This window comes from Streptomyces sp. NBC_00554 (genome assembly GCF_041431135.1).
GTDB lineage: Bacteria > Actinomycetota > Actinomycetes > Streptomycetales > Streptomycetaceae > Streptomyces.
In genome coordinates this window covers 4,151,640-4,162,559 of sequence record NZ_CP107799.1, presented here as the reverse complement: position 1 = coordinate 4,162,559, position 10,920 = coordinate 4,151,640, and the positions used below count along the sequence as shown (strand labels likewise).

The 10,920-nt window shown below is 71.2% G+C and carries 11 protein-coding genes; 8 read left to right on the top strand and 3 right to left on the bottom strand.

The annotated features are described in order from the left end of the window. Positions 1-83: 83 nt before the first annotated feature. The 3 genes from OG266_RS17985 to OG266_RS17975 all read right to left on the bottom strand — a co-directional run bounded on the left by OG266_RS17985 (position 84) and on the right by OG266_RS17975 (position 3,832). The gene (locus tag OG266_RS17985; RefSeq protein WP_323183361.1) at positions 84-743 is read right to left on the bottom strand and encodes a response regulator transcription factor; all 660 of its coding nucleotides are present in this window, start codon (positions 741-743) and stop codon (positions 84-86) included. A gap of 246 nt (positions 744-989) precedes the next feature. After that, positions 990-2,345, bottom strand: coding sequence for a sensor histidine kinase (locus tag OG266_RS17980; protein WP_266456260.1), 1,356 nt, complete (start codon positions 2,343-2,345; stop codon positions 990-992). Between the two features lie 272 nt (positions 2,346-2,617). Then, positions 2,618-3,832 (bottom strand): sensor histidine kinase, encoded by a 1,215-nt coding sequence (locus tag OG266_RS17975; protein ID WP_371546815.1) that lies wholly within the window; start codon positions 3,830-3,832, stop codon positions 2,618-2,620. A 211-nt stretch (positions 3,833-4,043) separates the two neighbouring features. On the opposite strand from OG266_RS17975, the gene OG266_RS17970 reads away from it, so the two are divergent. From OG266_RS17970 to OG266_RS17935, 8 genes are read left to right on the top strand one after another with little or no spacing between them, the layout of a single operon-like run. After that, positions 4,044-4,469, top strand: coding sequence for an NADH-quinone oxidoreductase subunit A (locus tag OG266_RS17970; RefSeq protein WP_266456254.1), 426 nt, complete (start codon positions 4,044-4,046; stop codon positions 4,467-4,469). Next, positions 4,460-5,062 (top strand): NADH-quinone oxidoreductase subunit B, encoded by a 603-nt coding sequence (locus OG266_RS17965; RefSeq protein WP_371546813.1) that lies wholly within the window; start codon positions 4,460-4,462, stop codon positions 5,060-5,062. The genes OG266_RS17970 and OG266_RS17965 overlap by 10 nt, the downstream gene beginning before the upstream one ends. Next, the gene (locus tag OG266_RS17960) at positions 5,059-6,240 is read left to right on the top strand and encodes an NADH-quinone oxidoreductase subunit C (RefSeq protein ID WP_371546810.1); all 1,182 of its coding nucleotides are present in this window, start codon (positions 5,059-5,061) and stop codon (positions 6,238-6,240) included. Before OG266_RS17965 ends, OG266_RS17960 begins: the two co-directional genes overlap by 4 nt. After that, positions 6,237-7,205, top strand: coding sequence for an NADH-quinone oxidoreductase subunit H (locus OG266_RS17955; protein WP_371546808.1), 969 nt, complete (start codon positions 6,237-6,239; stop codon positions 7,203-7,205). The genes OG266_RS17960 and OG266_RS17955 overlap by 4 nt, the downstream gene beginning before the upstream one ends. Before the next feature lie 2 nt (positions 7,206-7,207). Next, the gene (locus OG266_RS17950; RefSeq protein WP_371546806.1) at positions 7,208-7,855 is read left to right on the top strand and encodes an NADH-quinone oxidoreductase subunit I; all 648 of its coding nucleotides are present in this window, start codon (positions 7,208-7,210) and stop codon (positions 7,853-7,855) included. 35 nt (positions 7,856-7,890) lie between these two features. Continuing rightward, complete coding sequence (locus OG266_RS17945) at positions 7,891-8,529, top strand: NADH-quinone oxidoreductase subunit J (protein ID WP_371552842.1); 639 nt, start codon at positions 7,891-7,893, stop codon at positions 8,527-8,529. Next, entirely contained in the window at positions 8,529-8,930 is a 402-nt protein-coding gene (nuoK, locus tag OG266_RS17940; protein ID WP_371546804.1) for an NADH-quinone oxidoreductase subunit NuoK, read from the top strand. The genes OG266_RS17945 and nuoK overlap by 1 nt, the downstream gene beginning before the upstream one ends. Next, positions 8,927-10,918, top strand: coding sequence for an NADH-quinone oxidoreductase subunit L (locus OG266_RS17935; protein ID WP_371546803.1), 1,992 nt, complete (start codon positions 8,927-8,929; stop codon positions 10,916-10,918). Before nuoK ends, OG266_RS17935 begins: the two co-directional genes overlap by 4 nt. The last annotated feature ends 2 nt before the right edge of the window (positions 10,919-10,920 follow it).

The following is a 10,920-nucleotide window of genomic DNA, read 5'->3' as shown; positions in this document are numbered from 1 at the left end:
GTTCTTGTGTCGCCTGGCCGGTTCTCGCGTTCCATGGCGTGTTCCATGGCGTGCCCGCAATCACCTGACACAGTGTCAGATGGTCAGGAGTTCAGATAGGTGAGAACCGCGAGAACACGCCGGTGGTCCCCGTCGCTCTGGGACAGGCCCAGTTTCAGGAAGATGTTGCTGACGTGCTTCTCGACCGCGCCGTCACTCACGACGAGCTGGCGGGCGACGGCCGAGTTGGTCCGCCCCTCGGCCATCAGACCCAGGACCTCCCGCTCCCTGGGGGTGAGCCCCGCGAGCACATGCTGCTTGCGGCTCCGCCCGAGCAGCTGCGCGACCACCTCCGGGTCCAGCGCGGTACCCCCCTGGGCCACCCGTACCACCGCGTCCACGAACTCGCGCACCTCGGCCACCCGGTCCTTGAGCAGATAGCCGACGCCCCGGCTCGAACCGGCCAGCAGTTCGGTGGCGTACTGCTCCTCCACGTACTGCGACAGCACGAGCACACCGAGTCCCGGGTACGCCTTCCGCAGTTGTACGGCGGCCCTGACCCCCTCGTCGGTGTGCGTCGGCGGCATCCGCACATCGGCGACGACGACGTCCGGCAGCGCGTCCCGGTCCGCGAACTCGGTGATCGTCTTGATCAGCGCTTCCCCGTCCCCGACCCCCGCCACCACGTCGTGTCCGCGATCGGTCAACAACCGGGTCAGGCCCTCCCTGAGCAGCACTGAATCCTCGGCGATGACGACCCGCACCCTGTCCTCCACGATTTTCGGCCCCCCAGAGCCCTGCTCCCGGCCGGTGCCGGGTTAGTCCCCACTCGTACGACAGACCCCAGCATTCCAGCATTGGGACCGGAGGGGAGCTGTTCAGCCCGTCCGGCGTTTGAGGACGAGCGCGTCAGCGCGATATGGGGGTCTGGGGGCGCAGCCCCCAGGGGGCGGGAATGGGTAGGGGCGGCGGGGGCGAAAAACACCCACGCCGCCCGGGTCCCGGACCACTCACCCCCGCCAGGGCAGCTCCGCGGTGATCCGAGTGGGCCCGCCCACCGGCGAATCCACCACCAGAATCCCGTCCACCGCCCCGAGCCGCTCCGCGAGCCCCGCAAGCCCGGACCCGCCGGAGCCATCGGCCCCGCCCACCCCGTTGTCCACGACCTGGAGCATCAGCCGGTTCTCGACCCGCCAGACATCCACCGTGGCCCGCGTGGCCCGCGAGTGCTTGCTGATGTTCTGCAGCAGCTCGGAGACCGTGAAGTACGCGATCCCCTCTATCGCGGGCGCGGGCCGCGTCGGCAGATCCACGTCGACCTGCACCGGCACGGTGCACCGCGACGACACCGCGGACAGCGCCGCGTCCAGGCCACGGTCGGTGAGGACCGCCGGGTGGATGCCGCGGGCCAGATCCCGCAGCTCCTGCAACGCCGTCTTGACCTCGCCGTGCGCCTCGCCCACCATCCGCGCGGCCGCCTCCGGATCCTCCGTCAGCTTCTCCTTGGCCAGCCCCAGATCCATCGCCAGGGCGACCAGCCGGGCCTGCGCCCCGTCGTGCAGATCCCGCTCGATGCGCCGCAGATCGGCGGCGGCGGTGTCGACCACGACCCCCCGGTCCGACTCCAGCTCGACCACCCGCGTCGCCAGCTTCGACGGCCCGAGCAGCCCGCGCACCATCACCGCGTCCACCGTCGTCAGCCCGCGCACGATCCACGGCGAGGCCATGGTGAACAGCAGCCCCACCATCGCGGTCACGGCGATCTCGAAGGGGTTGTTCAGGTAGACGCTGTGCGTGTCGTCGCCGTAGAGCTGGAGCCCGTCCTGCCCCCCGTACATCGGGAAGACCCAGAACCACAGCGGATACGTCAGCAGCGCCCACCCGTACGCCCAGATGTTCAGCGCCACCACGAACGAGAACACCGACCACGGGAACTGCACCACCGTGTACAGCAGATGCCGCCAGGACGCACCGCTCTTGAGCATGGCGCCCATCCACGCCCACGCCCCGCGCGTCCGCATCCGCAGCGGCTCCGGCTCGGCCACCTCGACCCCGAGCAGCCCGCGCGCCCGGGCCCGTTCCAGCGAGCCGAACCCGCGACTGCCGGCCAGGGCGGCGGCGAGCACCGGGACCCCGAGGAAGGTGATCAGCAGTCCCGCGCCGAGCGAGAACATCGTGACCGCGTACGTGAACATGAGGATGCCGAGCGGCAGGCTCAGCATCACATAGCCGAACTCGCGCCAGCTGCGGGCCTCGATCGGCGCCCGCAACGGGGCCGGCAGACGGAACCGCCGCTCCTCGACACCCGCCCCGCGGAGTCCGGGCCCGTCGTGCTGCCCGTACCCCTGTCCGTAATCCGTGGCCATCGGTCCCGTCCGTTCTACTCGTCCTGCTCGTCGGCTCGTACCTCAACCCTGCTGTCCACGGCGTCCACCGACCATGGAGCGGGTCGGCGTCTTGGAGCGGGGGTTTTCCCTACCTTGGCGGGGCGGCGGGGGCTCCGCCGGGCTCGGCGGGCGAGGATCGCAGAGGTACTTGCCGATCCGGTCGTATGCCCTGGGCTGAGGCCGCCGTACGCGTAGGTACGGGAGCGCAGTCGGGCGGGTACGGGCGGCGACGGGCGATTGCCGCCAGTGGTTCAGCGGTCGCCGTCCCGGTCCCGGTCCCGGTCCCGCCACGGCAGCTCCGCCGTGATGACGGTCGGACCGCCGGGCGGTGAGTCGATGACGAACAGGCCGTCGACCGCGCCGAGGCGGTCCGCGAGGCCCGCCATCCCCGTACCGCCGTCGAGGCTGGCCCCGCCGCGCCCGTCGTCCCACACCTGGATGAGCAGTCGCTGGTCCGTCTGCCATACGTCGACGGACGCGGACCGCGCACCGCTGTGCTTGCTCACGTTCTGCAGCAGCTCGGAAACCGTGAAGTACGCGATGCCCTCGATCGCCGCGGCCGGTCTCGACTCCAGGTCGGCCGTCACCTTCACCGGCACGGTGCAGCGCGAGGCGACCGCGGACAGCGCCGCGTCGAGGCCGCGGTCGGTGAGGACCGCCGGGTGGATGCCGCGGGCCAGATCGCGCAGCTCCTGCAACGCGAGCTTCACCTCGCCGTGCGCCTCGTCGACCATGGCCGCGACGGTCTCGTCGGCCTGGCCCTCCAGGAGCTTCTCCTTGGCCAGGCCGAGCCCCATCGCCAGGTTGACCAGCCGGGCCTGCGCCCCGTCGTGCAGATCTCGTTCGATGCGCCGCAGGTCGGCGGCGGCCGTGTCGACCACGACCCCCCGGTCCGACTCCAGCTCCGCGATACGCCGCTCCAGGTCCTCGGAGGGCGACAGCAGCCCGCGCACCATGGCCCGGTCGGCGTTCGTCAGCCCCCGCGCGATGAACGGCAGCACCGGCCAGGCCACGAACAGCGATGTGAGCGTGATCGTGAAGGTGGCGATACCCCAGGGCAGCCGTATGAGGTCGTACAGGACCGTGCGCCAGCCCACCGGGTCTTTCAGTGACATCCACAGCTGGGCGAAGAACCCGCCCCGGCCGCGCAACGGCAGCGGACTCGGCTCGTCAACCCGCACCCCGAGCAGCACCCTGGCACGGGCCCGCTCCATCTTGCCCAGCTGGCGGGCGCCCAGCAGACCGGCAGCGAGCAGCGGGAAGCCGATCACCGTCACGGTCAGCCCCAGGCCCGTGAGCATCACCGTCATCACGTAGGTGAAACCGAACAGTGCCACCGGCAGATTGGCCAGCAGATGCGCGATCTCCTTCCACGTCTGCGGGTCGAAGGCGAAGCGCGCGGGAGGCAGCCGGTCGGCGTCGGACGTTCTGTCCGACGGTCCGCTGAGCGTGATGCGTTCGGTCATATCCGCTAGCCTGCCCGGCGGCGAGCCGCCGCGCCATGAGGTGGACCGCCGGGATCCACTGGGGAAAACCCCACCCCCGGGACGGACAGGGGCAGCACATCAGCCCATGCCGAGGCGTGACGGGCTGCTTACCGTTTCTTTAGCAGGCCCTAGACTCCCGTCCGTACAGATCGTCGAACGAGGCGCATCACAGAGGGAGCGAGGGGCTGACGTGCCGGAACCGACCGTGCTCACGGCGACCGGGGCCGCGGCCGGGCCCGTCGTCGCCGCGGACTACTTCCAGTCGTACTCGGTGGTCGGACTGCTCGCCGTCGTCGGCGTACTGTTCGTCGCCGTCGCGTTCGGGGCGGGACGCCTGTTGCGGCCCATGGTCCCCACCCCCGAGAAACTCATGACGTACGAGTGCGGAGTCGACCCCGTCGGCGAGGGCTGGGCCCACACCCAGGTCCGCTACTACGTCTACGCCTTCCTCTACGTGATCTTCGCCGTCGACTCGATCTTCCTCTTCCCCTGGGCGACGATCTTCGCCGCGCCCGGCTACGGAGCGGCGACGCTCGTGGAGATGTTCATCTTCCTCGGCTTCCTGGCCGTGGGCCTGCTCTACGCCTACAAGAAGGGCGTCCTGGAATGGACGTGACCCCCGAGACCCCCGGGCAGCCGGTTTTCGTGCCCGAGCCCAAACGCCTCGGCGCGCTCTCCCGCCTGGCCCCCGAGCCGATGAAGGTGGTCCTCAACTGGGGCCGCCGCTACTCGCTCTGGGTCTTCAACTTCGGCCTCGCCTGCTGCGCCATCGAGTTCATCGCCGCGTCCATGGCCCGGCACGACTTCATTCGGCTCGGCGTGATCCCCTTCGCGCCCGGCCCGCGTCAGGCCGACCTGATGGTGGTGTCGGGCACGGTCACGGACAAGATGGCGCCCGCCGTGAAGCGCCTGTACGAGCAGATGCCCGAGCCCAAGTACGTCATCTCCTTCGGCGCCTGCTCCAACTGCGGTGGCCCGTACTGGGATTCGTACTCCGTCACCAAGGGCGTCGACCAGATCATCCCGGTGGACGTCTATGTGCCGGGCTGCCCGCCCCGCCCCGAGGCTCTCCTCCAGGGCATCCTGAAACTCCAGGAGAAGATCGCGCGCGAGTCCCTGGGCGAGCGGTACGGCGCCACGCCGCGACCGTCGGTGGCCGCCCTCCAGAGCGGTCTGGTCCAGCCCCCGGCCCCGGGAGCCGCCCGATGACCGGCTGGCTCCCCGCCCCCGTCGAGGAACTCTTCGGCCCGGACGCCACGGCCGAGGAGTCGTACGAGGTCCTGACGGTCGACGTCCCGCCGACTTCCTGGATCGCGGCCCTGGAGACCTCGCGCGAGGTGCTGGGCTGCACGTACTTCGACTGGCTGAGCGCGGTCGACGAACCCGGCACGCAACCCGGCGGGGGCTTCCGCGTCATGGCGCATGTGGCGGCGCTCGGTCCGCTACGGCGCCTGCTCGTCCGTACGACGGTTCCGCACTCCGCGCCCGTCCTCCCGTCGGCCGTCTCCGTGTACGCCGGCGCCGGCTGGCACGAGCGCGAGACCCACGAGATGTTCGGCGTCACCTTCGAAGGCCACCCGGGTCTTGCCCCCCTGCTGCTCCCGGAGGGCTTCGAAGGCCACCCCCTCCGCAAGGACTTCGTCCTCGCCGCACGCGTCGCCAAGGCCTGGCCCGGCGCGAAGGAACCCGGCGAGTCCGAGCACGGCGGCCCCAAGCGCCGCCAGATGCTCCCGCCCGGCGTCCCCGACCCCAACGAGTGGGGCCCCCTCAAGGGCCAACTCCCTCCGGCCCCGGCCCGCCCGGCCCGCGGCGCCGCCCGCCCGGCCGGCGACCGCCCGGCGCGCCGTGCCCGCACGGCGGGGGAGGGCTCGGCGAGCCAGACGACGGACGCGGGTCCTGCGGGTACGGGTTCCGTGGCGGCCACGGGTTCCGTGGAGGCGGGCTCGGTGGGCGCGGACTCGGTGGGGGCTGGGGCTGGGGTCGACACCGGCGCTGGTTCCGGCACCGGTGCTCCTGCGTCGCCGCGTCGGGCGCGGAGTGCGAGCCAGGGATCGGCAAGCCAGCAGGCGGCCGCGGCTCCGGCCGCCGAGCAGCAGGGGGCGACATCTGCCCCGGCGACGCCTGCGGATCCGGAAGCTCCTGAGGCTCCGGCTGGCACTGGGCCGACGGCTCCCACCGCGCCGCGCGGTTCGGACGCGCCCTGGCACCACGCCCGCCCTGCCTTCGACGAGGCGGAAGCGGAACCGGAGCAGGAGCGACGCCCTGAGGCCGCGCCGGAGCCGGAGGTCACTCCGGAACCCGAAGCCACCCCGAAGCCGCCGACCGTGCCCCCCGACCGCGACACGCCCACCCCCGACCCCGACGCCCCCTCCGGAGGCCCGCAGTGAACGACGCTCTCGACGTCGCCCTGCGACTTGTCGTCGTCTTCGTCGTGTTCCTGACGTTCCCCCTGATCGTCGGTCAGACCGAGCACAAGGTGATGGCCCACATGCAGGGCCGCCTCGGCCCGATGTACGCGGGCGGCTTCCACGGCTGGGCCCAACTCGTCGCGGACGGAGTCAAGTTCGCGCAGAAGGAAGACATCGTCCCCGCGGGCGCGGACCGCCGTATCTTCCAGCTCGCCCCTGCCGTAGCCCTCCTCCCGTACCTCCTGGTCCTCCTCGCCATCCCCATCGGGCCGGGCGAGGGCGCCGTCGGCGAGGTCGTCGACGCGGGAATCTTCTTCGTACTCGCCGTCATGGGCGTGGGCGTCCTCGGCTCGCTCATGGCGGGCTGGGCCTCGGCCAACAAGTTCTCCCTCCTCGGCGGCCTCCGCACCGCCGCCCAGCTCCTCGCGTACGAACTCCCGATGCTCCTCACCGCCGCCTCCGTCGCGATGGCGGCCGGCACCGTCTCCCTCCCCGGCATCGTGGACGCCTTCGAGTGGTGGTGGCTGCCCTGGCAGATCGTCGGCGCGATCGTCTTCTTCGTAGCCGGCCTCGCAGAGTTGCAACGACCTCCCTTCGACATGCCCGTCGCCGACTCGGAGATCATCTTCGGCGCGTACACCGAGTACACCGGCCTGCGCTTCGCCCTGTTCCTCCTCGCCGAGTACGCCGGAATCGTCGTCCTGTGCGGCCTGACCACCGTCCTCTTCCTGGGCGGCTGGCACGGCCCCTGGGGCGCCGACGGCCTCGGCTGGGTCTGGACCCTGCTCAAGGCGGCCGTCCTGGCCTTCGTCGTCATCTGGCTGCGCGTGACCTACCCCCGTCTCCGCGAGGACCAGCTCCAGAAACTGGCCTGGACCCTCCTCGTCCCGCTCGCCCTCGCCCAGATCGCCCTCACCGGCATCGTCAAGGTGGTGATCTCGTAACCATGGCCCCCATCCCCGGCTCCGGCCTCGCCAAGGGCCTGGCCGTCACCCTCCGCACGATGACGAAGAAGACCGTCACCGCGCAGTACCCGGACGCCCAGCCCGAACTCCCGCCCCGCACCCGCGGCGTCATCGGCCTCTTCGAGGAGAACTGCACGGTCTGCATGCTGTGCGCCCGCGAGTGCCCGGACTGGTGCATCTACATCGACTCCCACAAGGAGACGGTCCCGCCCGCCGCCCCCGGTGGCCGCGAGCGCAGCCGCAACGTCCTCGACCGCTTCGCCATCGACTTCGCCCTGTGCATGTACTGCGGTATCTGCATCGAGGTCTGTCCTTTCGACGCGCTGTTCTGGTCCCCGGAGTTCGAGTACGCCGAGACCGACATCCACGAACTCACCCACGAACGCGACAAGCTCCGCGAGTGGATGTGGACCGTCCCGGCTCCACCCGCCCTGGACCCCGCCGCCGAGGAGCCGAAGGAACTGTCCGCCGCCCGCAAGACAGCCGAGAAGCTCGCGGCAGCCCAGGCCGAACCCGCACCCCAGGCCGAACCCGCACCCCAGGCCGAGCCCTCCCCCCAGGCCGAGCCCGCCGGCCGGCCCGATTCCGCCCAGGCGGACTCCGCCGATCCACAGGAGGGCGAGTCGTGAGCGCCGCAGCAGCCACGGCCACGGCGGCGCACGCCATGACCACCGCTACCGCCGCCGACAACCACGGCTTCCTCTCCCCGACCGGCGTCGAGATCGCCTTCCTCCTCGTCGGCCTGGTCACCCTCGGCGCCGCGATCGTCACCGTCACCACCAAGCAGCTGGTGCACGCAGCCCTGTGGCTGGTGGTGGCGCTCGGCGGCCTCGCCGTCGAATACCTCCTGCTCACCGCGGAGTTCATCGCCTGGGTACAGGTCCTCATCTACGTCGGCTCCGTCGTCGTCCTCCTCCTGTTCGGTCTGATGCTCACCAAGGCTCCCATCGGCCGCTCCCCGGACGCCGACTCCGGCAACCGCTGGGTCGCCCTGACCGTGGCCGTCGCCTCCGCGGCCGCCCTGATCTGGGTCGTCGTCGACGCCTTCCGTACGACGTGGATGGATCTGGACGGCGCCGCCGCCGGCTCCACCGAGGTGACCGGCAAGGCCCTCTTCCAGAACTGGGTGCTCCCCTTCGAGGCCCTCTCCGTACTCCTCCTCGCCGCCCTGGTCGGCGCGATCGTCCTCTCCCGCAAGGCGAAGCCGGACACGGCGATCACCACCGGCGCCCCGGCCCCCGGGAGCCTCCCAGTCACCGGGACCGCCCCGACTCCCCGGAGCGAGAAGGAAGGCACCCGCTGATGCACCTCGCCTATCCCGCCGTGCTCTCCGCCCTCCTCTTCTGCACGGGCCTGTACGGAGTCCTCGCGCGCCGCAACGCGATCCTGGTCCTGATGTCCGTCGAGCTGATGCTCAACGCCGTCAACCTCAACCTCGTCGCCTTCGACGTGTGGCTCAGCAAGACCGCCCAGGACACCCTGCACTCCGGCCAGGCCCTGACCCTGTTCACCATCGCCATCGCCGCCGCCGAGATCGGCATCGGCCTGGCGATCGTCCTCGCCGTCCACCGCAACCGCGGAACCTCGGACATCGACAAGCTCCGCGACACCGCCGAAGGCCCGGACACCGACGGCCCCGACAACGGCGGAGGCTCCGACGAAGCCACCGCCACGCCAGTCGAGAAGGCTGAGGCCACCGCGTGACCACGACCACCCTCGCCGTCCTCGTCCCCCTCCTTCCCTTCCTGGGCGCCGCGGCCGGCCTCCTCCTCGGCCGCACGGCCCCCGGTTTCGTACGCCCCCTCGCCGTACTCCCCACTCTCACGGCGCTCGTCCTCGCCGTCCTCGTCGCCGTACGCCAGGGCGGTAACCAGGCCGTCGACGCCGCCACCGAGCTGACACCCACCGGCTCGGTCCCCATCGAACTCGCCCTGCACATCGACGGCTTCGCCGCCCTCGTAGCCGTCCTGGTCGGCCTGGTCGCCTCCTGCGTGCAGATCTACTCGACGGGCTACCTGCGCGACGACCCGCGCTACCCCTCGTACGCCGCCCTCGTCTCCCTCTTCACCTCCGCGATGCTGCTCGTCGTCTACTCCGGCGACCTGATCGTGCTCCTGGTCGGCTGGGAGATCATGGGCATCTGCTCGTACTTCCTGGTCGGCCACTACTGGGAGACCCCCGAGGCCCGCGCAGCCTCGATCAAGGCCTTCCTGGTCACCAAACTCGGCGATGTCCCCTTCCTGATCGGCCTGTTCGCCCTCGCCACCGACGCCGGGTCCTTCCGCATCACCAAGGTCCTCGGCACCGTCGCGAGCGGCGGCCTCGACCATCCGACGCTGATCGCGCTGCTGCTCCTCGCCGGTGTGGCGGGCAAGTCGGCGCAGTTCCCGCTGCACACCTGGCTGCCCGACGCGATGGCGGGCCCAACCCCCGTCTCCGCGCTCATCCACGCCGCGACGATGGTCGCCGCCGGTGTCTACTTCATCGCCCGACTCCTTCCCGTCTTCCAGGCCTCCTCGGCCGCGATGGTCGTCCTCGCCGTCATGGCCGCCGTCACGATGGCCGGTTCGGGGCTCGCCGCGCTCGCGCAGGACGACATCAAACGCGTCCTCGCGTACTCGACGATCGGCCAGCTCGGCTACATGACCGGCGCCCTCGCCGTCGGCGACCGCGGTGCCGCCGTCTTCCACCTCCTGTCCCACGGCGCCTTCAAGGCGCTGCTGTTCCTCGCCGCCGGCGTGATCATCCACGCCTCCGGCACCAACTCGCTCGCCGCCATGTCCCGTATGAAGGACCTGCGCACCCGCGTCCCCGACGCCTACTGGACGATGACCGTGGCGCTGCTCGCACTCACCGCGATCCCCCCGTTCAGCGGCTTCTTCTCCAAGGAAGCCGTCCTCGGCGCCGCCGAGCACGTCGCCACCGGCCACACCGAACACGCCCCCGGCGCCGCGGGCTGGATCGTCCTCGTCGCCGGCCTTGTCAGCGCCGTGCTCACCGCCGCGTACGCCACTCGCCTGTGGCTGCTCGCCTTCCGCGGCCGGGGCGTCGAGGCCCCTGACCACGGCAGGCAGCCGCTCACCATGACGGTCGTGCTGTGGGTGCTCGCCGTCCCGTCGCTGGCTTTCGGTCTGGCGTACGGCCCGCTGCCCGACTGGTTCGACGACCGTGACCTGACGCCGGTCCTCACCACTTCCGTCCTCGGCACGGGGCTCGCCCTGGTCGGCGTGATCGTCACCTATGGCGCCTGGAAGCACACCAGCGCGATGGCTGCTCAGGTTCCCGTGGGTGCGGTCGCGGCCCATCCCGACGCCGATGCCGGACTGGTCGAGGCCGAGGCGATCGCCAGCCACGCACCCGCCTACGGAGACGTGGCCTACACCCCCGACCCGGCGGACCCCGGCCGATTGCTCCTTGGCCCGCTGCACCGCCACGCGGCCGTCGGCTTCCACCTTGACGCCGTGTACGCGGCGCTGTTCGTCCGCCCGGTCCAGGCCGGAGCCACCCTCGTGCGGTTCCTCGACCGGGAGGTCGTCGACACCTACGTACGCGGCGCGGGCGCCCTGCCCCGCTGGCTCGGCGAGGCCGTCCGGCGTGCCCAGACCGGCAATCTGCAGACCTATGTGAGCGCGCTGCTCGCCGGCACCGTCGTCCTGGTGGTCGCCGCCCTCCTAGTCGCCACGGGAGCGTGAGC

What these genes read in the sequence shown, in the direction of transcription:
- OG266_RS17980 (WP_266456260.1), bottom strand. Translation starts at nt 2,345, where the DNA reads ATGGCCACGGATTACGGACAGGGGTACGGGCAGCACGACGGGCCCGGA.
- OG266_RS17975 (WP_371546815.1), bottom strand. Translation starts at nt 3,832, where the DNA reads ATGACCGAACGCATCACGCTCAGCGGACCGTCGGACAGAACGTCCGAC.
- OG266_RS17965 (WP_371546813.1), top strand. Translation starts at nt 4,460, where the DNA reads ATGGACGTGACCCCCGAGACCCCCGGGCAGCCGGTTTTCGTGCCCGAG.
- OG266_RS17960 (WP_371546810.1), top strand. Translation starts at nt 5,059, where the DNA reads ATGACCGGCTGGCTCCCCGCCCCCGTCGAGGAACTCTTCGGCCCGGAC.
- OG266_RS17950 (WP_371546806.1), top strand. Translation starts at nt 7,208, where the DNA reads ATGGCCCCCATCCCCGGCTCCGGCCTCGCCAAGGGCCTGGCCGTCACC.
- OG266_RS17945 (WP_371552842.1), top strand. Translation starts at nt 7,891, where the DNA reads ATGACCACCGCTACCGCCGCCGACAACCACGGCTTCCTCTCCCCGACC.
- nuoK (WP_371546804.1), top strand. Translation starts at nt 8,529, where the DNA reads ATGCACCTCGCCTATCCCGCCGTGCTCTCCGCCCTCCTCTTCTGCACG.